General features: G+C 48.6%; 26 protein-coding genes. 7 read left to right on the top strand and 19 right to left on the bottom strand.

Annotation, left to right across the window (positions count from 1 at the left end; genetic code table 11):
• Positions 1-906, bottom strand: a complete 906-nt coding sequence (gene rnz, locus KD909_RS06260; protein ID WP_031423378.1) for a ribonuclease Z — start codon at positions 904-906, stop codon at positions 1-3.
• 73 nt (positions 907-979) lie between these two features.
• On the opposite strand from rnz, the gene KD909_RS06255 reads away from it, so the two are divergent.
• On the top strand, positions 980-1,153 hold the full coding sequence (locus tag KD909_RS06255) for a hypothetical protein (RefSeq protein WP_012726540.1): 174 nt from the start codon (positions 980-982) through the stop codon (positions 1,151-1,153).
• Between the two features lie 46 nt (positions 1,154-1,199).
• Here KD909_RS06255 and KD909_RS06250 read toward each other — a convergent pair whose 3' ends face one another.
• Both KD909_RS06250 and KD909_RS06245 read right to left on the bottom strand, forming a co-directional pair.
• Entirely contained in the window at positions 1,200-2,327 is a 1,128-nt protein-coding gene (locus tag KD909_RS06250; RefSeq protein WP_012726541.1) for a M20/M25/M40 family metallo-hydrolase, read from the bottom strand.
• A 182-nt stretch (positions 2,328-2,509) separates the two neighbouring features.
• Complete coding sequence (locus tag KD909_RS06245; RefSeq protein ID WP_031423375.1) at positions 2,510-3,499, bottom strand: aromatic acid exporter family protein; 990 nt, start codon at positions 3,497-3,499, stop codon at positions 2,510-2,512.
• Positions 3,500-3,576: 77 nt separating this feature from the next.
• Here KD909_RS06245 and KD909_RS06240 point away from each other — a divergent pair, with 77 nt between their 5' ends.
• Together KD909_RS06240 and fadH are read left to right on the top strand one after the other, a co-directional pair.
• Entirely contained in the window at positions 3,577-4,647 is a 1,071-nt protein-coding gene (locus KD909_RS06240; RefSeq protein ID WP_235189285.1) for an N-acetylglucosaminidase, read from the top strand.
• 163 nt (positions 4,648-4,810) lie between these two features.
• Positions 4,811-5,575 (top strand): 2,4-dienoyl-CoA reductase, encoded by a 765-nt coding sequence (gene fadH, locus KD909_RS06235; RefSeq protein ID WP_211782692.1) that lies wholly within the window; start codon positions 4,811-4,813, stop codon positions 5,573-5,575.
• A 34-nt stretch (positions 5,576-5,609) separates the two neighbouring features.
• Here the strand turns inward: fadH and KD909_RS06230 are convergent, their stop codons facing one another.
• The 8 genes from KD909_RS06230 to KD909_RS06195 all read right to left on the bottom strand — a co-directional run bounded on the left by KD909_RS06230 (position 5,610) and on the right by KD909_RS06195 (position 11,351).
• Positions 5,610-6,185 (bottom strand): HD domain-containing protein, encoded by a 576-nt coding sequence (locus KD909_RS06230; protein ID WP_211782691.1) that lies wholly within the window; start codon positions 6,183-6,185, stop codon positions 5,610-5,612.
• A gap of 2 nt (positions 6,186-6,187) precedes the next feature.
• Positions 6,188-6,862 (bottom strand): metal-dependent hydrolase, encoded by a 675-nt coding sequence (locus tag KD909_RS06225; RefSeq protein ID WP_211782690.1) that lies wholly within the window; start codon positions 6,860-6,862, stop codon positions 6,188-6,190.
• A 30-nt stretch (positions 6,863-6,892) separates the two neighbouring features.
• Complete coding sequence (locus tag KD909_RS06220) at positions 6,893-7,615, bottom strand: amino acid ABC transporter ATP-binding protein (RefSeq protein WP_012726547.1); 723 nt, start codon at positions 7,613-7,615, stop codon at positions 6,893-6,895.
• Positions 7,612-8,271 (bottom strand): amino acid ABC transporter permease, encoded by a 660-nt coding sequence (locus KD909_RS06215; RefSeq protein WP_012726548.1) that lies wholly within the window; start codon positions 8,269-8,271, stop codon positions 7,612-7,614. The genes KD909_RS06220 and KD909_RS06215 overlap by 4 nt, the downstream gene beginning before the upstream one ends.
• Positions 8,272-8,330: 59 nt before the next feature.
• Positions 8,331-9,122, bottom strand: coding sequence for a transporter substrate-binding domain-containing protein (locus KD909_RS06210; RefSeq protein ID WP_211782689.1), 792 nt, complete (start codon positions 9,120-9,122; stop codon positions 8,331-8,333).
• Positions 9,123-9,304: 182 nt separating this feature from the next.
• Positions 9,305-9,646: a DUF952 domain-containing protein gene (locus KD909_RS06205; RefSeq protein ID WP_211782688.1), complete on the bottom strand. Its 342-nt coding sequence runs from the start codon at positions 9,644-9,646 to the stop codon at positions 9,305-9,307.
• Positions 9,647-9,702: 56 nt separating this feature from the next.
• On the bottom strand, positions 9,703-10,131 hold the full coding sequence (locus KD909_RS06200) for a BrxA/BrxB family bacilliredoxin (RefSeq protein WP_012726551.1): 429 nt from the start codon (positions 10,129-10,131) through the stop codon (positions 9,703-9,705).
• A gap of 35 nt (positions 10,132-10,166) precedes the next feature.
• The gene (locus tag KD909_RS06195) at positions 10,167-11,351 is read right to left on the bottom strand and encodes a class I SAM-dependent methyltransferase (RefSeq protein WP_211782687.1); all 1,185 of its coding nucleotides are present in this window, start codon (positions 11,349-11,351) and stop codon (positions 10,167-10,169) included.
• A 99-nt stretch (positions 11,352-11,450) separates the two neighbouring features.
• On the opposite strand from KD909_RS06195, the gene KD909_RS06190 reads away from it, so the two are divergent.
• The 3 genes from KD909_RS06190 (at position 11,451) to KD909_RS06180 (ending at position 12,953) form a co-directional block, all read left to right on the top strand.
• The gene (locus KD909_RS06190) at positions 11,451-12,224 is read left to right on the top strand and encodes a sporulation protein (protein WP_211782686.1); all 774 of its coding nucleotides are present in this window, start codon (positions 11,451-11,453) and stop codon (positions 12,222-12,224) included.
• A 118-nt stretch (positions 12,225-12,342) separates the two neighbouring features.
• Positions 12,343-12,717 (top strand): hypothetical protein, encoded by a 375-nt coding sequence (locus KD909_RS06185; protein WP_211782685.1) that lies wholly within the window; start codon positions 12,343-12,345, stop codon positions 12,715-12,717.
• 20 nt (positions 12,718-12,737) lie between these two features.
• The gene (locus KD909_RS06180) at positions 12,738-12,953 is read left to right on the top strand and encodes a hypothetical protein (RefSeq protein ID WP_211782684.1); all 216 of its coding nucleotides are present in this window, start codon (positions 12,738-12,740) and stop codon (positions 12,951-12,953) included.
• Positions 12,954-12,993: 40 nt separating this feature from the next.
• Here KD909_RS06180 and KD909_RS06175 read toward each other — a convergent pair whose 3' ends face one another.
• The 8 genes from KD909_RS06175 to KD909_RS06140 all read right to left on the bottom strand — a co-directional run bounded on the left by KD909_RS06175 (position 12,994) and on the right by KD909_RS06140 (position 22,611).
• Entirely contained in the window at positions 12,994-14,313 is a 1,320-nt protein-coding gene (locus KD909_RS06175) for a dihydrolipoamide acetyltransferase family protein (RefSeq protein WP_305826687.1), read from the bottom strand.
• Positions 14,314-14,325: 12 nt separating this feature from the next.
• Complete coding sequence (locus KD909_RS06170) at positions 14,326-15,303, bottom strand: alpha-ketoacid dehydrogenase subunit beta (protein ID WP_012726557.1); 978 nt, start codon at positions 15,301-15,303, stop codon at positions 14,326-14,328.
• On the bottom strand, positions 15,303-16,310 hold the full coding sequence (locus KD909_RS06165; RefSeq protein WP_371744410.1) for a thiamine pyrophosphate-dependent dehydrogenase E1 component subunit alpha: 1,008 nt from the start codon (positions 16,308-16,310) through the stop codon (positions 15,303-15,305). The genes KD909_RS06170 and KD909_RS06165 overlap by 1 nt, the downstream gene beginning before the upstream one ends.
• Before the next feature lie 12 nt (positions 16,311-16,322).
• A complete protein-coding gene (gene lpdA, locus KD909_RS06160; protein WP_211782683.1) occupies positions 16,323-17,732 on the bottom strand; it encodes a dihydrolipoyl dehydrogenase in 1,410 nt (469 codons plus the stop codon).
• Positions 17,716-18,807 carry a butyrate kinase gene (buk, locus tag KD909_RS06155; protein ID WP_211782682.1) on the bottom strand — a complete coding sequence of 364 codons (1,092 nt, stop codon included), beginning with the start codon at positions 18,805-18,807 and terminating at the stop codon, positions 17,716-17,718. The genes lpdA and buk overlap by 17 nt, the downstream gene beginning before the upstream one ends.
• A 1-nt stretch (position 18,808) precedes the next feature.
• On the bottom strand, positions 18,809-19,930 hold the full coding sequence (locus tag KD909_RS06150) for a Glu/Leu/Phe/Val family dehydrogenase (protein WP_159562454.1): 1,122 nt from the start codon (positions 19,928-19,930) through the stop codon (positions 18,809-18,811).
• 25 nt (positions 19,931-19,955) lie between these two features.
• Positions 19,956-20,852, bottom strand: coding sequence for a phosphate butyryltransferase (gene yqiS / locus KD909_RS06145; protein ID WP_211782681.1), 897 nt, complete (start codon positions 20,850-20,852; stop codon positions 19,956-19,958).
• A 121-nt stretch (positions 20,853-20,973) separates the two neighbouring features.
• Positions 20,974-22,611 carry a sigma 54-interacting transcriptional regulator gene (locus KD909_RS06140; protein WP_211782680.1) on the bottom strand — a complete coding sequence of 546 codons (1,638 nt, stop codon included), beginning with the start codon at positions 22,609-22,611 and terminating at the stop codon, positions 20,974-20,976.
• A gap of 134 nt (positions 22,612-22,745) precedes the next feature.
• Between KD909_RS06140 and KD909_RS06135 the strand changes: the two genes are divergently transcribed.
• Positions 22,746-22,994, top strand: a complete 249-nt coding sequence (locus tag KD909_RS06135; protein WP_031423346.1) for a DUF2627 domain-containing protein — start codon at positions 22,746-22,748, stop codon at positions 22,992-22,994.
• The last annotated feature ends 22 nt before the right edge of the window (positions 22,995-23,016 follow it).

The following is a 23,016-nucleotide window of genomic DNA, read 5'->3' as shown; positions in this document are numbered from 1 at the left end:
TCAATCCCCCACTGTATATTCTAAAAAGTCCGTCGCAACAAGACTCGATGGAAAATCCGACACGACTTCTTGAACAAATTCTTCCTCTCGTCCGACATAGCGCGCTGAGATGTGTGTCACAATCAGCTTGCCGACGGCACATGCATTCGCTAGCGCGGTCGCTTCACGTGTCGTCGAGTGACCATACTTCCGAGCGAGCGCTTGTTCCGCCTCCATAAACGTTGCCTCGTGAACGAGGAGGTCCGCTCCATCCGCCAACTTCCGCGCGTTCTCACAAGGGATTGTATCTCCTAAAATCGCTACGATTTTTCCCGGAATCGGTTCAGTGACGTATTCTTTAGAGTCATACCATTTTCCTTCAAATTCAAATCGGTCTGATTCTTTGATGGTTCGATAAATCGGTCCACTTGGAATACCGAGTTCTCTTACAAGATCGACGCGTAGCATGCCCGGTTTTTCTGGACCATCGATTCGGAAACCGAATGAAGGGAACCGATGCTCTAATTTTCGCACAGTGACGAGATGGTCGTCTTGTATGAATGTGTCCCCGTCCGAGTACTCGATCACGGTCAGCTCGTATCCTAGATGTGAGCCTGTGACACGCAAAGTAGCTTCAAGCCATTTTTTCAATCCTTTTGGTCCATAGACGGTCAAGGGGGCGGTTCCATCGAGTGCCGAACGAGTCGATAAGAATCCGGGCAATCCGAAGACATGGTCACCATGAAGATGCGTCACCCATACCGCTGTCACTTTTCTCGGTTTGATTTTCGTATAGAGCATTTGGTGTTGCGTGCCCTCGCCACAATCAATCAGCCAGGTCACGTTCGATAAATCGAGTGCAAGCCCCGATACGTTGCGCTGTTTCGAAGGCATCCCCGACCCAGTTCCTAAAAACTGTAACTTCATAAATATTTAATTCCTTTCTTCAAGCCGTTCCATGCTATACTTGACGTAATCGCTGAAAAGGATGTGATTTGTGATGACCAAGGCAGAACAACCCGAATCGATTTATGAGACGATTCGAGAACGCGCAGCTTTGATGAATCGCTTGCACCAACAGGAACAAGGCACCTCTATCCGCATTCACGACATAGCGATCGAACTTCATTGCACAGACGAGTTGATTTTAGAATCACTGGAGTTCGCAGCATAACGAGTACGAACACATACGAAGAGCCGACGAATGGTCGGCTCTTTTTTTATTGCTTAGGTGATGCGACTTCTTCGACGATCGTCACGACATACTCGACGAGTTTGTATAACTCTTCAAGTGGCATCCGTTCGTTCGTCGTATGAATCTCTTCATAGCCGACCGCCAAGTTGACTGTCGGGATTCCCCCACCGGCGATGACGTTCGCATCCGAACCGCCCCCTGAGTGTAAGATTCGAGTCGGACGTCCGATTGTCTGAGCCGCACGTTTCGCCACCTCAACGACTTCGTCCCCTTCCTCAAACTTGAATCCAGGATACATGATGTCGATGTCCACTTCGGCACGACCACCGAACGACTCAGCGACCTCGATGTACGCTTGTTTCATCGTTTCTGCCTGCTTCTCCATCTTCTCATGGATGAGCGAACGGGCCTCAGCAAGAACTTCGACATAGTCACACACGATGTTTGTCGCGCGGCCCCCTTCGAAGCGTCCGATGTTGGCTGTCGTTTCTTCATCGATACGACCGAGTGGCATCTTCGCGATCGCTTTCGCTGCGATTTGAATCGCCGAGATTCCTTTTTCCGGTGCGACACCAGCATGAGCCGTTTTCCCGTAAATCTTCGCGTTCACTTTTGCTTGTGTCGGAGCGGCGACAATAATGTCTCCAACAGGTCCATCCGAATCAAGGGCAAAACCGAACTTCGCATCGATTTTCGATAAATCCAATACTTTCGCACCGACGAGACCTGATTCTTCCCCGACCGTGATCACGAACTGGATTTGACCATGTGGAATTTGCTTTTCTTTCAATACACGCACGAGTTCGATCATCGCCGTGAGGCCCGTCTTGTCGTCTGCCCCGAGAATCGTCGTACCATCCGTGACGACATATCCGTCTTTGATGCTCGTCTTGATTCCTTTACCTGGAGTGACCGTATCCATGTGAGCCGTAAAGTAAATCGGATCAACATTTTCTTTCGTTGCAGGCAACGTGATGATCAAGTTGTTACCAGAGTGTGCCGTCTTCGTTGATGCGTCGTCCTCATAGACGTCGCAGCCAAGCTCTGTGAATACACCTTTCAAATGTTCACAGATGACCGCTTCTTCCTTCGTTTCTGAATCGATGCCGACCAATCCTAAAAATGTGTCGAGCACGCGTGTCTCGTTTACCATAAACAACATCCCTCCATCCAAACATTTCTTGACCATTATATCAAACTCCCCTGGATTGCACGAATCTTTTCCATTCTGTACAATGATGGCAAACACGTATATGGAGGCAGACCATGAAGAAAAAACAAAAAAGACGACAACGCATCATTCAAATCGGCGTCGTCGTCATCGTCTCAATCTTTTTAATCAGCACGTTTCTCTCGAGCATGACCATGTTCTTTTAAGAGCAAGATGTATCGCTCTTTCAAGATCAAGTAACTTTTTACATCAGATAAAATATTTAATAAGGATGAGCGTACCTCGAATTCCTCACGCGTCGTGGGGAGAGGTACGTTTTTTCGATAATGCTCAATCATCTCTTCAAGCTCCTGTAAAAAGACGGAGGCATCGGCCTGCTCGTTCACATGGTCCCCGACTCGACGTAAGAACGTCGCGACCGGTTTCGCTTCATTGACGACCATCGTGATTTCTCTGGCGTTATCCGCGACTCGTTTGAGAATATCATACTGCCGTTCACGCATCCGGAAGTATAGATAGTCCATGTCTTCGTTCCGCTTTCCGATTGAGTTTCCCATACGGCGAAGAGCCAAATCTTTCCCCTCTTTCAGATAGTCCCGTGTCTTGATGAGCATCATCGAGTGGTTGTTATAGACGCCCGTCTCGACACATGCCGCCACGTCATAAAACAGTACTGCGAGCGAGCGGTCGATATTCTCTTTAATCCGTTCAATCTCACGGTCAAGCGTCGGCATGTACATGTTGACGACAAGCCCGACACCGACACCGATCGCAATGAGCAATAGCTCATTGATAAATAACTCCAGTGAAAACTGTGCCTCGGTGTAGAGGTGGGTCAAGATGACGACACTCGTAATGAGCCCGTCTTGCAGTTTCAATTGTTGTACGAGTGGAATGAAAATGACAAAATAAAGTGTGAGCGTCACCGGTGAATAGCCGAGTAGCGTGAACATCGCCGCACCCATTCCGATGGCGAGAAGACTTGCCATGACTCGTTCATAGGAGGCGCGAATCGATTTTTTACGCGTCTCTTGAATACTTAAAATGGCGATAATGGCTGCAAATACAAAATAATCGAGATGAATTGTTTCGGAAATGAGCATCGCGATACCTGCTGCGACCGCGGTCTTTAACGTCCGCGTTCCAATTTTCATACTAATTTCCCCCTTCTCCATCAAATTGTTGACTAAATCAACTCGTTTGGCAATTCAAAAGTTTGGAAGTGATTTGATTGAAACGAAAGAAAAGACTTAAGGTTTGGCCGATGATTGCGACACTTAGTCTCGCCATCGCAGCCTTTTTATGGATTCAATCTTCCCGTGAAGACACCTATACCGTCGAAACGGTGACGAATGGCGACCGTGTCACGAGGTCGTTCGAATCTCTCACAGAAGCAAAACGATACATGACAGCCGGTAAGAACCGGACATTGTTCTCCCCCTCTGGAGAAGTACTCGATTTTACAGGTACTGGAGTCGTCGTCACTCCGAGTGATGCTATCACAAACTTATATAAAGATGCATCATTTAAAACACGACAATCCTATGTCGCTGGTGGCACGAGACTTCAGCTACTTGAACGTGGAGAGGGTCACCTCAAAGTACGAATCTCCGGGGCAGATGTGTATGTCAAACCGGATCAAATGGCGTTATTCCCTGAAGCGGTTGTGAAGAGACGTGGATATTACGAGATTCGGGATGGTGACGTCTACCATACGGTGGAAGCGAACGCCAATCTCGCTGGTACATTCCTTGTAGGCCCGACCGAGAAACGCTCGGATGACCGTTTTTACACAGAACGTGTCCAAGACGTCTTTGATTCTCCTTATCAATTTGCATCGATTCGGACGTCGTCTCCATATTCGGCTGAAGAATTCGATCAATATTTAACGTCGATCGATTCACCGCTCGCTGGGGAAGGAAAGTCCTTTAAACGGGCAGAAGACACGTATAACATCAATGGCCTATTCCTGCTTGCGGTCGCCGGACATGAGTCCCGCTTTGGAACATCCGATATCGCTCGAGAAAAGCGTAACCTGTTTGGATTCCGCGCGACAGATGACGATCCGAGCGGGAATGCGACATCCTTTAAAACAATTGACGCTAGCGTACAGGCTGCTGCCAAACTGTTTGCGACTAAATATGTCACTGGGCCATATGCTCGTGGCGATTATCCTGGGAACAAGCAGGAAGGCATCAATATTTTCTATGCCTCCGATCCATACTGGGGTGAGAAAGTTGCCGGTACGATGTACACGATCGACCGTGAACTCGGTTTGAAGTACTTGAAAAAAATCCAATGACATGACAAGTAGCCCGGCTCATACGAGTCGGGCTGCTTGACGTCTGTATACGTTTCAGGACGAAGAAATGATTCAACATGAATCAATATCTTATTAGAGGATTTTCGCATCGCAAGACGAATACTATAAATGAACGACCATTCATTTTTGAGGGGGAATTAAGATGAAAACGATTTGGATTACCGGGGGATCGTCCGGCATGGGGAAAGCGATGGCATTAAAATTTAAACAGGAAGGATGGAACGTCGCTATCAGCGGTCGAAACGAGGAACGACTACTTGAAGCGATGAACGAATTGAATTCAATCGATGCAGGTCAGGCGATGAGTGTGCAACATGACGTTCGTGATTATGAAGGATGCGCTCAGGCACTCGCTGACATCGTATCTGCTTACGGTCCGGTTCACGCACTCGTCAACAACGCCGCTGGTAATTTCGTCTGTCCGACGCTTGATTTATCTCCTAATGGTTGGGCAAGTGTCATTGACATCGTCTTGAACGGGACATTCAACTGCACCCACGTTCTCGGGAAACATTGGGAAGCAGATGAAATCCGAGGCGGTTCCATCATCAATATGGTCGCATCCTATGCGTGGCAGGCTGGTCCCGGTGTCGCACCGAGTGCGGCAGCGAAAGCAGGCGTCTTGAACTTGACGCGAACACTTGCCGTTGAATGGGGCTATCAATTCGGCGCGCGGGTCAATGCCATCAGTCCTGGACCGATTGAACGGACAGGCGGCGCTGAAAAGCTCGTCTCCCACGTAAAAGAAGTGGAGCGTATTCGCCGCAACGTCCCACTTGGACGTTTTGGGACACCGGAAGAGATCGCGGACCTCGCTTACTGGATGGCATCAGACGAGATGCGCTATTTAAACGGGGATTGCATCTCTCTTGACGGTGGTCATTGGTTGAACAAGCATCCATTCTAATCAAAAGGACGACCGAATATACTCGGTCGTCCTTTTATATGTCCACCCCATCCCATTCTTCATGAAACTGTTCTAGGAACTGCTGCATGAAAGCATGACGTGACATCGCTAGTTGTTTTGCTTTTGCGGTATGCATCATCAACGCTAACTTCAATAACTTATCTTGAAAATGTTGAATCGCACTATCCTCTGACAAATCAAGAGGTGTACCGCGAGAACCCGCGAATTGGAACGTTCGCGCAATACCGATGGCGCCAATCGCATCAAGGCGGTCGGCATCTTGTAGGATTTCACTTTCGCGAGTCGTTGGTGTCATGCCTTTTGAAAAAGAAACCTCATCAATCAACGCTTCCACGAAACTCGCTCGCTCCTCTGTGATGTCGAGAGAAGCCAAATGTTGTTTGACGAGCCCTTTTGGACGACCGAGCTTATGGTCTTCGACGTCATGTAAATAAGCGGCTAGCAGAAGTCCCGTTCGATCGACCGGTTCATTTTCCATCAAGCGCTCTACGAGTCGAACGACCCGCTCGATGTGGGCAATATCATGACCCGTCTGATCATCTGCATGAATCGTTTCGACGAACTTTCTCGTCGCTTGTATCACGTCCACACTCAAATCTCGATTGTCGTATTCGGTTCAATCAAGAGACCTCGACGGTGCAATTGGTCACAAAATGCCTGAGCATCTTGTTTAATCGGCGGGAACGTATCAAAGTGAATCGGAACGACACGTTTCGCTTGTAGCCACTGCGCCGCATCTAATGCGTCTGTCGGTCCCATCGTGAAGTTGTCTCCGATCGGAAGGAAAGCGACATCGATTTCAAAACGTTCTCCGTACATCTTCATATCTGAAAAGAGACTCGTGTCTCCAGCGTGATAGAGCGTCAACTCATTTGTCTCAATGATGAAGCCAGCCGGCATCCCCATGTAGACCGGCGTGTCTCCCATGTCAAAGCTCGAACTGTGAAACGCTTGCGTCATCGTGACACGTCCGAACGGGAAAGCGTTTCCGCCACCGATGTTCATTCCGTGTACTGAAAATCCTTTCTTCTCATAGTAGGTCGCGAGCTCATGCGTCGCCACAATCGTCGCACCCGTCTCTTTCGCGATCAATTCGACATCTTCGATATGATCAAAGTGAGCATGGGTGAGCAACAAATAGTCTGGGCGTAGTGTAGAAGGGTCTACTTCCGTATGAGGGTTACTCGTTAAAAATGGATCGATCAACACGTTTACGCCATCGATCTCAAATCCTACTGTTGCGTGTCCATAATAAGTGATTTTCATGTGCATTCATCCTTCCTTCGTAAGTTCAGATTACAACACTTTTTCTAAGAATCGTTTCGCGCGGTCTGTTTGCGGATTTAATAACAGGTCAGCCGGCTTACCTTCTTCCATCAGGATGCCTTCGTCGAGGAAGAGGACACGGTCTGCCACTTCACGGGCAAAGCCCATCTCGTGTGTGACGACGACCATCGTCATTCCCGTTTCGGCCAATCCTTTCATAACATCAAGTACTTCATTGACCATCTCCGGGTCAAGTGCCGATGTCGGTTCATCGAATAACATGACGTTCGGTTCCATCGCCAAGGCACGCGCGATGGCGACACGTTGTTTTTGTCCACCTGAAAGTTGGCTCGGATAGGCGTCGATTTTCTCAGAGAGGCCGACACGTTCCAGTAATTTTTTCGCACGTTCTAGCGCTTCCGTCTTGCTGACTTTCAAGACGTTGATCGGTGCATAAGTCAAATTGTCCAATACGCTCATGTGCGGGAACAAGTTGAACTGTTGGAATACCATCCCGATGTTTTGACGCGCCTTCGCGACGTTCGCCCCTTTTTTCGTGAGTTCGAATCCGTCAACACTGACCGTCCCACTCGTCGGAATCTCAAGCATGTTTAAACAGCGTAGAAAAGTCGATTTACCAGACCCGGACGGTCCGATGACAGCGACCACTTCACCACGTTCGATCGTCGTCGTGATTCCTTTCAACACTTCTAAGTCACCAAATTGTTTGTGTAGGTCTTTTACTTCGATCATCTTCCATCACTCTTTCTTAACCGTTTTTCTAGACGTTGTCCAAGATACGTCAAGATCATCACTATCGTAAAGTATATCACACCGGCGAATAGAAGCGGTTCGAAGTAGATTGCCTTCTGCCCACCGACGATTTGCGCACGACGCATGATATCAAGCACCCCGACCGTCGAGACGAGGGCAGACTCTTTCGTTAACGTGATCATCTCGTTCACAAGAGCAGGCAAGATGTTCTTGAACGCCTGTGGCAGGATGATGGAACGTAACTGTTTGACATAAGGGACACCGAGAGCATCCGAAGCTTCCCACTGTCCTTTATCTACCGCTTGAATACCCGCTCGAATAATCTCTGAAATATACGCCCCCGAGTTGAGCGAGAAGGCGATGACCGCTGACTGGTACGGTGTCGTGATGTATCCGGTCAGTTGCGGCAATCCGAAGTGGATGATGGCGAGTTGCAAAATGAGTGGCGTCCCACGGAACACCGCCGTATAAGCATGCCCGATAAAGTTAATCAGACGATTCGGGACAATTTTTAATGTAGCGACAACAATCCCAAGTGAGATTCCGATCAATGCCGAGACGATGACCACTTGGAACATGACTGGAATCCCTTCAAGTATGTACGGGATCGAATCATAAATCCGGCTAAAATCCATAGTAAGTTCCTCCTAAAAAAGGCTGACCGATTCATCTTCAGTCAGCCTCGTACGATTCATTATTCGGCTGGTGCAGCCTCTTCTTCAAACCATTTCTGTGCTAACTCTTCGATTTCTCCACTGTCGATCATCTTTTTCAACTCTTCGTTGAATCGATCGCGGAGTTCATCATCTTTACGGAAGGCAGCAGCAGAACCCGCTTCTTCTTCGTCCACGATCTCAAATGTCGTCAATTCACTGTCTTGCTCGAGGTATTTTTTCGCGACCGTATCTTCGATGACCATCGCGTCAATACGTCCTGTCTTGATTTCTTGAATGATCTCAGGAATCTTGTTCAACGAGACGATCTCAGCATCTGCGATTTGATCCTTTGCGATTCCTTCTTGAATCGAACCGAGCTGGACTCCGATCTTTTTGCCTTTCAAATCTTCAAGTGATTGAAGTGAATCATCTTTAGACAAGATCAAGTTCACTGCCGTGAAATAAATGTCCGAGAAATCGGCATTTTCTTTACGCTCTTCTGTCGGTGTCATCCCCGCCATAACGAAGTCGACACGACCCGCATTAAGGGCCCCAAGTAAACTTCCAAAATCCATATCTTCAATCTTCAATTCATATCCCATGTTTTCTGCCACTTTTTTGGCGATATCGATATCAAATCCGACAATCTCGTCGCCATTCGCTGTATCGACGAACTCATATGGGAAGTAATCGGCACTCGTACCCATGACGATGACTTTGTCATCCTCACCATCGGTCGATGTCGATCCTCCTTCGTTCACGTCTGCCCCACATGCGACTGAGAACGCGGCTAGTCCTGCTAAACATAATGCTAGAAAACCTTTTTTCATCTTCATCTCCCTTTCATAGTAGAATGATAATTATCAGAACTTTAACAAAATTATGACATATGTGTGAACGTAGCTCAACTGTTCTATGACACATCAGTTGTCCGACTTGTGTCTTCAACCACTATATACACATAATTATTACTTGTAAAGTATATTCATGCAATTCATACAAAAAAAGAAGGTCACATTCGCTCGAAAGCGAAATATGTGACCGTTCCATTGTCGCGCGACCCATACGGTTGCACCTGTTTGACAGAAGTCATGGGGATAGCACTGTATACATGCGGGTAACGTTCTCCATCCTCATCCAGCTCATAATGTAACAGCTGTCCGAGACGATTGACGTGCAACGAAACGAGAACGACCGCTTCTCCCGGATACGATTTTTTGACGACCTTTCCAATCTGTTGCGGCGTACAACATTTAATCGTCCCTTCCGATTGAAGTGACGGTTCATTGATTTCACCGCATGACAGGGCAATCATATATTCTGCCTCCGTCATGATTTTGATGACTGGTTCCATATACCCTGCCCCTTTTCACAAAAGCGCAAAGGCAATGCCTTTGCGCCGATGCTTGATTATGCGAAGTAGATGTCGAACAATGTTTGCAATTGGTCAACGAGTTCTTCGGCAGTCGATGACTCGATTTCACTACGCTCTACCATCGTCACGATGTTGCCATCCTCAAGAAGCGCGATTGACGGTGAAGACGGTGCATATCCTTCGAAATACTCACGTGCGCGATCTGTCGCTTCACGGTCTTGACCAGCAAATACGGTCACGAAATGATCAGGCTTCACACCTTCCATTTTGTTCACATATGCAGCAGCTGGACGCGCAATCCCGCCTGCACACCCACAAACCGAGTTGACGAGGACGAGTGTCTTCCCTTCTTTTTTCAGTGCCCCGTCTACTTCTTCCGGTGTCGTGAGCTCTGTGTATCCTGCAGCACGTACTTCGTTACGCGCTTGTTCGACTACATCTTGAAAATATAATTGAAAATCCATGTTGTTTCCCCTTTCGACATTTCGTCTGTACTCCCTTATTTTACGTCTTGTTCTACCTCGAGGACAAGTCTATCGCTCAATTCACGTTCTAAGAACGGGTCTGCCCCTAACATCTGTTTGAAAGCAAGGTAACGTGTCTTCGTCTCAGCAGTCGCCTGGCGGTTCGTCAAGTAGGCACGAATCATGATATTTTTCGGCGTATGCTCGAGGTCGATAAATTCGAGCAGCTGGGCATCATACCCGACAAGTCCAAGCAGTTCAGCCCGAATGGAATCGGTCGCGAGCGAGGCGAACCGTTCTTTGATCAATCCGTGCTGGAGCATCACATCCAGATTCGGTGCTTGAATTTGACGATTCAATTCCTTTTGACAACACGGGACGCTTAAGATGACTTTCGCGCCCCAACGGACAGCACGTGCCAATGCCATATCGGTCGCCACGTCACATGCATGAAGAGTCACGACCATGTCAACAGCTGTTTCCCCTTCATATTCATTAATGTCTCCGACTAAGAATTCGAGTCGTTCATATCCAAGATCTTTCGCAATCGATGCACACTCTTCGATGACCTCTTTCTTCAAATCGAGCCCTGTGATATGCACGTCATATCCTTTCATCTCATGAAGGAAATGATAGAGCGCAAACGTCAAATACGACTTCCCTGACCCGAAATCCAAGATTCGAACGGTACGGTCTGCCGGCAAGTATTTCAGTGAATCCTCAATAAACTCGAGGAAACGATTGATCTGTTTGAACTTGTCGTACTTTTGACGCTTCACTTTCCCGTCCGCTGACTGAATGCCGAGTCGAATGAGAAACGGAACTGGCTCGTCGAGCGGGAGCACATATTGTTTTTCACGATTGTGACTCAGTTGAACTTCTTTTTGAGCCGTCTGCTTTTCTTTCAATGTCACTTTGAACTTTTTCGATAATTGGAACTGGAGGTCGGAATCTTTTAACTGAAACTGTCCTTGTCGGAACGTTTCGAGAAGCTCATTCACTTCCGTGACGGCCTCATCTGGTGTCAAATTTTTATGGTTCATCACCCGCTCATACTGATACTCGAACTGGATATGATACGCATTTCGTAACATGACCGGTTTCAATTTGACCCGTCTGAGATCGCTAGATTTTTGACGGGGTTGACTGATGGTCGCCGACACGAGATGATTTGATTGTAAGACGTCTGCGAGACGTTCTTGTAACGCTTTATATTCCAATGGATTCAATCCTTTTTTAGAAATTTTGAAACATATCGTTTCACCTATCCGTACATACTATTACACGAAGACGACGTTACGTCAAAGGAGGATACACATATGTTTAAAAAGATTTTATCATCGATCGGAATCGGTGCTGCAAAAGTCGACACACGTTTGAATGAAAGCCACTGTACACCGGGTGGAGAACTCACTGGAGTCGTCCATATCGAAGGTGGTTCGGTCGAACAATCCGTCGATAGCATCTATCTCTTCTTCAACACGTTGTATAAACACGAGGTGAACGATAAATCGACATACTCGACGTTCACGATTGAAAAAATTTTATTGAATGAGGCACCGTTTATGATTGGTCCTGGAGAAGTGAAAGAGATCCCGTTCACAGTCAACGTCCCATTCAATACGCCACTCTCTGTGAGCCAATCGAAATCATGGATTGAGACGGGGCTCGACATCGCCCAAGCCGTCGATCCGAAAGATGAGGATGCGATCACCGTACAACCGAATGCGGCTCAACAAGTCATTTTAGATGCGATGGACGAGCTCGGATTCCGTTTGAAGAAAGCCGACACGGAAATGCTTCCGGCACGCCATCGTTCAGGCCGCCTCCCGATTGCACAAGAACTCGAGTATTCAGCGAACGGTTCGCGATTCGGTCGCCAGTTAGACGAGGTAGAAGTTGTGATTCTACAAGACGAGGATGCCATCGAATTGCTCATTCAAGTCGACCGCAGTGTCCACGACCTCGGAAGTCTCTTTGCTGACTTGACGGGAACGGACGAGTCGACTCATCGTGTACGCTATGACGCCGCACATTTATCAGTAGCTGAAGTTCGTCGCGACATCGAATCGATGATTGAACAATCGATTTAAGGAAATCACCAACACGCCATTTCTATGAATGGCGTGTTTTTCTGAGGTATTGAATTTAAGCATCCATTTTTTTACAATGAACATATGGAATAAACCCTTTTCTGGAGGTGACTACATCTTGTTTGCTTTAATAATGATTGGGAGCCTTGGTCTTGCAACGCTTGCCTTACCGATTCTAGAGACTAGTCTCTCTGATTCACTCGCTTTCTTCACGCTTGGTGGGATCGAAGTGCTGATTGGTTTGATTGCGATGTCTCTCATGCGAAATCCGTCGACAAACGCCTTATTCTACATGAAGTTCATGCCCCATCTTGTACTATTGATTCATTTCCCTGCCTCACTCCTATTGCTTTGGATTTCTTCGGTCAGACATGATGGGGTTTCTGCATTTTCATTAAACTATATTTTTATATACTGGATGTTCCTGCTCGTGTTCGTCGCAGTCAGCAGATTGACGTACCGTGTCCATCAACGACGATTCGAAGGTGCATGATTAGAAAGGATGATTCTACATTGGGTCTACTTCAATTTCTTTACGACCGAGCAATTCCGCTCACATTATTCACGACGCTCGGCCTATTCAGTCTCATGTTTGCGTTCGCACTGTACAAATCCAAAACACGACTCTCCAAAGGACTCGTCACAATGGGCATGTCTTTCTCGTTCCTTCTCTTACTGATCTCAGCCGTAAGCTTCGTCTTTACGGTATTCCTTGGCTATAACTCATAAAAAATGGAGGCACTCGATCGAGAGCGCCTCCATTTTTTAATCAATATACGGTATATGTGTTCGGGTCAATCGACTCGAGCGACTGTTTGATCGCTTGCAAGAACTGACCTGCGACGAGACCGTCGAGGACACGGTGGTCGACCGACATACAAAGGTTGACCATATCGCGTGCCGCGAACATCCCGTTCATCCATACCGGGCGCTTCACGATCGACTCAACTGATAGGATTGCCGCTTGTGGGTAGTTCAGAATCGGTGCCGATTGAATCGAACCAAATGCACCTGTGTTGTTGATGGTGAACGTCCCACCACGCATCTCTTCTGCCTTCAAACGGTTCTCACGCGCACGTGACGCCACGTCTTGAAGGGCCACGGCGAGGCCTTTAATGTTCTTCTCATCCGCTTGGCGAATGACCGGTACGTAAAGGGCGTCGTTTGCCGCGACGGCTACCGAGAGATGGATGTCTTGGTGAACTTTGATGTGATCTCCTGCCCACTCCGAGTTCATCATCGGATACTTCTTCAATGCTTCGATGGCAGCCTTCATGAAGAACGGCATGAACGTCAATTTGACGCCTTCCCGTTTCATGAACTCGTCTTTCAATTTCGCACGGGCTTCAACGAGGTTCGTCACATCCACTTCAATCATGAGCCATGCGTGTGGCGCCTCATGCTTCGAGCGGACCATATTGTTCGCAATCGCTTGACGTACCCCGGCTGTCGGAATCGATTCATAACGTCCAGATGACGTCGATGATGATGCGACCGGTTGTGACGGTTCAACGACAGGACGTGGCGCTTCAGTCGGAACGTCCATCTTTGTTTGTACCATCGTCTCTTGGACAGGTGCTTGTGTCGCTTTATCAGGAGTCGATGCCGGACGTCCTTCTGATAAGTAACGAAGAATATCTTTCCGCGTGATCCGACCGCCTAGACCGCTTCCGCTCAGTTCATTCAAATCGATATCATTCTCATTGGCGAGTCGGATGACAGCAGGTGAGTATCGACCGTTTCCACTCTGTTTTTTCGGAGTAGTGGCGGCCGCTTGCTTAGAGACGGGTTCTGCAGGTGTCGTTTCTGCAATCGGTTCGGTCTTCGTCTCAACTGCAGCTTCCTCCGCACTTTCAACTTCCATCGTCAATACCGGTGTCCCGACGCTGACGGTCTCCCCTTCTGGAATGAGAAACTCTTTGACGACTCCAGCGCTAGTCGCCGGAATCTCGGCCGTCACTTTATCCGTCATGACTTCCGCGAGTGGTTCATACTCTTCCACACGGTCGCCCGGTTTGACGAGATAGGTCGTGATCGTGCCTTCTGTCACACTCTCCCCAAGTTGGGGCATGGTAATCGTTTGTTCCATGGAGATGCCTCCTTAAAACGCCGCGAGCTGACGCGCCCGCTCGGCAATTTTTTCTGGGGATACGATAAAGAATTTTTCCATCGGTGGCGCATACGGCATAGCCGGCACATCAGGACCTGCTAAACGTTCAATCGGCGCATCGAGTTCGAAGAGTGCCTTCTCCGCGATAATCGCCGCTACTTCTCCGATGATACTTCCTTCTTTGTTGTCCTCTGTCACGAGTAGCACTTTACCCGTCTTCTTGACTGATTCGATGATCGCTTCTTGGTCGAGCGGGTAGACGGTACGAAGATCGAGGATGTGCGTGCTGATCCCTTCTTCTTCGAGCGTTTTCGCTGCCTCTTGTGCCATATGCACGCAAAGACCGTACGTGATGATTGTGATATCGTCACCTTCCCGTTTAACCGCAGCCTTACCGATTTCAACCGTATATTCGTCCGTCGGCAAGTCTGCCTTCAAAAGACGATAGGCGCGCTTATGTTCAAAGAAAAGAACAGGGTCGTTCGAACGGATTGCTGCTTTCAACAACCCCTTCGCATCGACTGGGTCTGATGGAATGACGACTTTCAGACCAGGCGTCGAACTGAACATCGCCTCAACCGATTGCGAGTGATAGAGTGCCCCGTGAATGCCACCACCGAAAGGAGCTCGGATGACCATCGGACATGTCCAATCGTTGTTTGAACGGTATCGAATTTTTGCCGCTTCTGAAACGATTTGGTTCACTGCTGGCATGATAAAGTCTGCGAATTGCATTTCTGCGATCGGTCGCATGCCGTACATGGCAGCTCCAACTCCCACTCCGGCAATCGCACTCTCAGCGAGCGGTGCGTCGATGACACGATCCTCTCCGTATTTTTCAATCAACCCTTGAGTGGCACGGAATACACCACCACGAACGCCGACGTCTTCCCCGACGACGAAGACGTTTTCGTCGCGCTCCATTTCCTCATGAATCGCTTCATTGATCGCTTCGATAAACGTTTTCATCATTTTTCCTCCTCATAGACGTAATCCAGTGCAGATTCAGGCGATGCATACGGTGCTTTGTCCGCATATGTGGTCGCTTCATTCACTTCAGCATCGATTTGTGCATCGATTACAGCAAGTGTCTCCGCCGTTGCGATTCCGTCGTTCACAAGTCGTTGACGGAACAATTGAATCCCATCCCGCTCTTTTAACCCAGCCAATTCTTCAGCTGAACGGTACGCTTTGTCATCGTCATCCGATGAGTGTGGCACGAGGCGTTCAACTTCTGCTTCGATTAATGTCGGTCCTTCTCCGCGAAGTGCACGTTCACGCGCTTCCTTCACGACCGCATAGACGGCAATCGGGTCTGTCCCGTCGACTGTCACACCTGGCATACCGTAACCTTTTGCACGGTCTGATACGCGCTCACATGCCAACTGTTTCGTAAGCGGAACCGAAATCGCATACTTGTTGTTCTCACAGAACAAGATGACCGGCAACTTGTGGACACCTGCAAAGTTTGCCCCTTCATGGAAGTCTCCTTGGTTCGAAGACCCTTCTCCGAACGAAACGAACGTGACGAGTTCTTCTTTTTTCATCTTCGCCGCAAGTGCGATCCCGACTGCATGAGGTACTTGTGTCGTGACCGGAGATGAACCCGTTACGATGCGATGTGCTTTCGATCCGAAGTGACCAGGCATCTGACGACCACCTGAGTTCGGGTCTTCCGCTTTCGCGAATGCCGACAACATCAAGTCTCTTGACGTTTGACCGAAGTGAAGGACGACCGCCACATCACGATAATAAGGCAAGACGTAGTCGATTCCTTTTTCGAGTGCGAACGCCGCACCGACTTGCGCCGCTTCTTGTCCTTGACATGAGACGACGAATGGGATTTTCCCGGCGCGGTTCAACTTCCACATCCGTTCATCGATTTTGCGGGCACGTACCATCGTTTCGTACATCGCCAATAAATCTTGTTTTGTTAAACCAAGCTCTTCATATGAGTTTACAGTCATCTGTTCCATCCTTGTTCCTCCTTAGGCGTGAATCGGTAATCCATCGACGGCAAGAGCCGCTTCTTGGAAGGCTTCGCTCAGTGCAGGATGCGGGTGCACAAGTTGTCCCATCTCCCAAGCCGTCGCGTTCAAGACGAGCGCGAGTCCACCTTCTGTGATGAGTTCGGTCGCTTTCGGTCCGACGATATGAACACCGAGAAGGTCGTCTGTTTCTTTGTCCGAGACGAGTTTGACGAATCCGTCGGCTTGTCCTTCAATCCGCGCTTTCCCGAGTCCGTTGAATCGATACGTCCCCGTCTTCACATCATGTCCGGCCTCTTTTGCCGCCTCTTCTGTCAAGCCGACCGAAGCGACTTCAGGGACACTGTATACACAGCGTGGGATGAGCGCATAATCGAGCGGTGTTGGTTCAAGACCAAGAATCGTCTCGACCGCTTTCACACCTTCTGCCGACGCGACGTGGGCGAGTTGTAACTTTCCGATGCAATCCCCGATTGCGAAGATATGACGTTCTTTCGTCCGATACTGACTATCGACTTGAATGATCCCGTTCTCTACGACGATAGAAGTGTTCTGAAGTCCTAAGTCTTCCGTGTTGGCAACTCGGCCAACCGAGACGAGGACACAGTCTACCTGTAACATCTCTTCCCCGACAGCAAGCTCCACTGCATTTTCGTGAATCAATGTTCGTTCAGCGTCGACCGTCACGCTCTTCTTCACACGGACGCCACGCTTCTTCAATAGACGCTCCACTTCACGGGAGACCGCCTTGTCCTCGAGTGGGAGTAATCGATCTCCTACTTCGATCAACGTCACGTTCACATCTAAATCGACGAGCATGGACGCCCATTCAACTCCGATGACCCCGCCACCGACAATCGCAATCGATTCAGGAAGCGTTTCATAATTGAGGAGGTCGTCTGAATTCAAAATCCGCTTGTGATCGAACGGCAATCCAGGAAGTTCACGAGGAATCGACCCTGTCGCGATAATCAATTGATTCGGCAAGATCAGTTCTGATTCACCGCTTTCATCTTCAACGGATACAGTCCCTGGTTGAGGTGAGAAGATGCTTGGTCCAAGGATCGAGGCTTTTCCGCGAAACACTTCGATTTTCCCTTGTTTCATCAAATGCTCGATTCCCTTTTCAAGACCAGCCACAAGATCACGTTTATACGTTTGAGCGCGTTCCATATTGAACGTCACATCTCCCGTCTCCACGCCATACGTCGCACTTTGCTTCGCCGTTTGATAGACATGGGCAGCTTTTAAAAGTGCCTTCGTCGGGATGCATCCTCTATGTAAGCAGGTGCCGCCTAACTTTCTCGCCTCGACGATTGCGACAGATTTTCCTGCCTGGGCCGCCTTGATTGCAGCCACATATCCTCCTGGTCCTCCACCGATGACGACAACATCAAATTCTCGTGCCATGTGTATCCCCCTCATAAACTCGTGCGGTCTCTTCCTTCTCGATGACGCGAAGTGCACCTTCAGCCAACGCTTTAAGCTCATCTTCACCCGGATATACGTGTACCGGCGCGAGATAAGTGACACGCTCCTTGATTTTTTCAGTCAGCCACTCGGAATATGCGATCCCGCCCGTCAGTAAGATGGCATCCACACGACCGCATAATGTCGCGCCGTGTTTTGAAATCTCTTGAGCGACACGATAAGCCATCGTCTCATACAACAGTCTCGCCTCATCATCACCTGATTCGACCCGCTGCTCGATCTCAATGGCATCGAACGTACCGAGATGAGCAAATAGGCCGCCCTGACCGACAATTTTCTTTTTCATTTCCGATTCTTTATACCTGGTACTATAACATAGTTCTACTACCTGTCCAACAGGAATCGAGCCTGCCCGCTCCGGCGCAAGCGGTCCATCTCCGTCGAGACCATTATTCACGTCGATGACTCGACCTGCCGCATGGGCACCGACTGTGATTCCTCCACCAAGATGCGCAACGATAAGATTCAGCTCATTGTAATCGCTTCCATTTTCAGCCGCGAATCGTTTCGCGACAGCCTTTTGATTGAGGGCATGGAAAATGCTACGACGATTGATTTCTGGCATGCCGGTCTTTCGGGCCAACTCGTCCATCTCATCGACGACGACCGGATCCACTATGAAACTAGGAATCCCTTCAGCCCCACCGATCTTCGAAGCGATTAGACCACCGAGATTCGATGCATGCATCCCGAAACGTCCGCTCGTCAAATCTTCACGCATGAGATCGTTGACTGTATACGTTCCTGACGTCATCGGTGCAAGCAAGCCACCACGACCGACGATCGCGGTCAAATCATTGACCGCGATGCCCGTCTCTTCTAACAAGGCGCGTACTTCTTGCTCACGATGAGGCAACTGCTCTGGAAGTGTGAGACCCGTCACATCGATTGAATGTCGGACCGTACGTGTCATCACTTCTTCCTTCCCATCAAACAATCCAACTTTCGTCGAGGTCGACCCTGGGTTGATTGCAAGAATTAGCCGTTTTGTCATCTTAGCGTCTCCCTAGAATGCTTTTTTCAACTTTAAGGAACTGGCTGCGTGAACGCGACATCATGTGAATCCGCTCTTCCGCCATCTTATCGGCCGCTACATGCGTTGGTACACCATCACGTTCTGCGATCTCAAAGACGCGCATCATGTTGTCATAAATGAGTTCGACTTTCTTCATTGCCCGTTCACGGTTGTAGCCTTCAAGTTCGTCCGCGACGTTGATGACACCACCTGCATTAATGACGAAGTCTGGTGCATAAAGGATTCCGTTCTCGTCGAGCACGTCTCCGTGACGATCTTCTGCCAATTGGTTATTGGCAGCGCCTGCGACGATTTGTGCTTTCAATTGCGGAATCGTTTTGTCGTTGATGACGGCACCGAGAGCACATGGTGCAAAAATATCACATTCGACCGCATAAATCTCATCTGGTTTGACGACCGTCGCACCAAAGTCTGCTTCGGCACGTTTGAGTGCTTCCTCATTAATGTCGGTCACAATCAAATGAGCACCCTCTTCGTGGAGGTGACGGCACAAGTTGTAGGCCACGTTACCAACACCTTGAACAGCGACGGTCTTTCCTGCGAGCGACTCAGTCCCGAATTTCCATTTCGCAGCAGCCTTCATTCCACGATACACACCATATGCCGTGACCGGTGAAGGGTTACCACTTGAACCGAATGCAGGACTGACGCCCGTGACGTAATCCGTTTCCATGTGAATGAAGTCCATGTCGGCAACTGTTGTATTTACATCTTCAGCCGTGATGTAACGACCACTAAGAGATTGAACATATCGTCCGAATGCACGGAAGAGCGCCTCTGATTTATCTGTCTTCGCATTTCCGATGATGACGGCCTTCCCGCCCCCAAGGTTGAGACCCGCTGCAGCATTTTTATATGTCATTCCTTTTGCGAGACGCAATACATCCGTGAGTGCCTCTTGTTCTGATTCATAGTTCCACATACGTAGTCCACCGAGAGCTGGCCCGAGCGTCGTGTCATGGATGGCGATGATCGCCTTTAGTCCAGACGCTTGGTCTTGGCAAAATACGATTTGCTCATAGTCCTCAGATTGTAAGACATCAAAAATACGGAAGCGTGGCTCTGTGTTTGTTTCCATCATGATTAATTCCTCCTGTTAAGTACGATTAATGTTTAGCATGTAACAAAGCGAATGCGAGCGAATATAGCTTCGCTTCGGCAGTATCGGCACGACTTGTCAATACAACAGGGGCAGATGCGCCGACGACAATCGCCGCTACGCTCGCCTCTGCGAAATACATGATTGATTTATAAAGGACGTTGCCGACCTCTATGTAAGGTACGACTAATAAATCGGCTTGACCGGCAACTTCACTGTTGATTCCTTTTTGCTTTGCTGCGACCATGTCGACAGCGTTGTCGAGCGCGAGCGGTCCATCTACGACACAGCCCTTGATTTGTCCACGTCGATTCATTTGGCTAAGTAGTGCCGCATCGAGAGTCGCATTCATTTGTGGATTGACTACCTCGACTGCTCCAATGGCTGCGACTTTCGGCGATTCGTAACCGATGTCATGCATCGCTTCTACCGCATTGTGAATAATTTCGACCTTCTCTTCGAGTGTTGGTGCGATATGAATCGCCGCATCCGTCACTCCAATCAACTTTTCACGATTCGGAATTTGGAATAGTGCGATGTGGCTGAGCGTCCGCTTCGTACGGAGTCCAGCTTCACGATTAAGGACGGCTTTCATAAATGTCGATGTCGACACCATCCCCTTCATGAGGACGTCCGCCTCTTTATTTTTCACAGCTAATGCGGCACGTCGCGCAATCTCAACGTCACCTTTCGCATGTAAAATATCGACGGCTGACTCATCGATTCCATGCTGTTCACATAACTTTCGGATCTCTCGAGCTTCACCGAACAAAATGAAGCGTGACAGTCCATGATCCGTAGCGAGTTTTACGGCCCGGATGACTTCTTCGTCCGCCGCCCCCGCAATGGACACGGTACAGCCTTCTAACTCTTTTGCGTTCGTCAGCATCCGTTCAAAATTCATCATTGTCCCCCCTTGCTCTCTACACTATATCATAAGCAAGTTTGTTTCCTAAATTGTAAGCGCTTTATAATGCAGATGACCATGCAAATTAATGCTTACCATGCAGTAATGTTCATGCAAATTATTGCGTGGTTCCGAGTTTATTGTATAATGTTCGGATCGAAATCTTTAATCGGCGGGCCGCTTCTGATTTGTTACCGCCTGCCTCTTCAATTGTTCGTTCAATCAAATCGCGTTCATATTTTGCAACGGCCTCGTGAAACGTTCCAGATTCGACTACTTTTTGACTCGTGGAACGATTGGATAACTGCAGGTGATGTGGGGCAATCCACTGTTCGGAACTTGCCATATAAATCATCGCTCGCCCAATCACATTCTCAAGTTCTCGCACATTCCCTTTCCAATGTTGGCTCTTCAGTAATGATAAGGCATCTTCGTCAACGCCGCGTACACTACGACCGTACTCTTGATTCAGTTTACGGATCATCCGTTCACATAGTGCCTCGAGTTCATTCAGTCGCTCACGTAATGGTGGGATATGGATCGGCATCCGATTGATTCGGTAATACAAATCTTCCCGGAATGTTCCGTCTGCTACTTTTTGTTCGAGATCGGCATTCGTTGCGGCAATGATTCGGACATCGATTGGGATTGCCGTCGTCCCTCCGACACGGACAATTTCATTTTCTTGGAGGACACGTAAGAGCTTCACTTGGACATCAAGGGGGAGCTCCCCGATTTCGTCTAGAAAGAGTGAACCGCCATCCGCTTCTTCGAAATATCCTGTTTTCCCACCACGTTTAGCCCCACTGAAGGCTCCATCTTCATAACCGAATAGCTCACTTTCAAGTAGCGTCGGTGAAATCGCCGCACAGTTCACGCGAATGAACTTTTTATATTTTCGAGGAGATTCTCCATGAATGGCGTGGGCGAACAGTTCCTTTCCTGTTCCCGATTCTCCGCGAATCAATACCGTCACGGGGGTCACAGCCGCAAGTTTCGCCTGTTCGATGACAAATCGCATGGCATCACTCGTCGCAATGATATCGGCAAACTGATATTTCGCTTCTAGATTCCGGATGCGTGTCTTTGCCTCCTGCAATTCATCACGCAGTGCACGAATCTGAGATACGTCACGAATGACCCCGACCGATCCTCGCAACTTCCCTTCGACGATGATCGGTTCCGCATTCACAAGAATATCTCGTCGTGTCGCCCCAATTTGCATCCGGATGTCCCGAACGCCTTGCCCGGTCGATAGTACTTTTAAATGGACGCTTTCCTGCATCCCGATATCTGCCGTCGCTGGTTTGTCGACCACATCTTCTTTTTTGAATCCGGTCAACCGTGTATAAGACGGATTGATCAAAATCGTGTTACCGTGATGATCTGCGACCGAGATGGCCTCACTCGTACATTCAATGATGGCCTCGAGCATTTGTTGATTCTGTTTCAATCGTTCGACCACAATCCGAATAAATTCCCCTGGTAAGACGACTGCATCTTTGAAATGATCCTTTAATTGTTCAAACGTTTGATGCTTCCCCGTCGTTTCGATGACAAAATCTAGAGTCGCATCCGCATACTGTTTCCAATCGTCCGCCACAGATATGCCATAACTTTTAGCAAAGGCTATTCCTTCGGCAGATGCATCAGAATCTACAACCGCGATAATGGTCGCCAATGGTGAATCCATCAACATATTTAATACCTCAGTCCCGCCTTTACCAGCTCCGACAATCATCAGTCGTTTATTCATACCGATTCCCCCATCAACTCTCTTCTCTATTTCATGCTACTGAATCCTCACCTGATTCGCAAGCTGCCCAAAAATAGACCGTGTCGAACAGATCGATTTCTGTTAAAATAATGTATGGTAAAGGAGGAGATTGCATGCGTTTTATCGCGCTTCTAATCTTAATCGTCCCTGGGTTATTAGGTGTTTACGGAATCAAATTGCTACGCGATAGCTTCTTTTTGAAGACGAGCGCACCGTTTTCATGGTTCGATTCACTCGCTGCCGCCTCCATGTTGCAGGGCACCTTTGGGCTTCTGCTCGCCATGGGCGGGATCGGATTTGTAGCTGGCTATATTTTTAACCGCGACAAAAAAACAGGAAAAGTACAACGCCTCGACTCATAAGCACACAAAAAAAGGTTCCCTA

Origin of the sequence: Exiguobacterium sp. PFWT01, from assembly GCF_018255795.1 — a bacterium.
In the GTDB taxonomy this organism is placed as follows: Bacteria; Bacillota; Bacilli; order Exiguobacteriales; family Exiguobacteriaceae; genus Exiguobacterium.
Note: the sequence above shows the minus strand (reverse complement) of the source record. Positions and strands in the feature narration are given on the sequence as shown.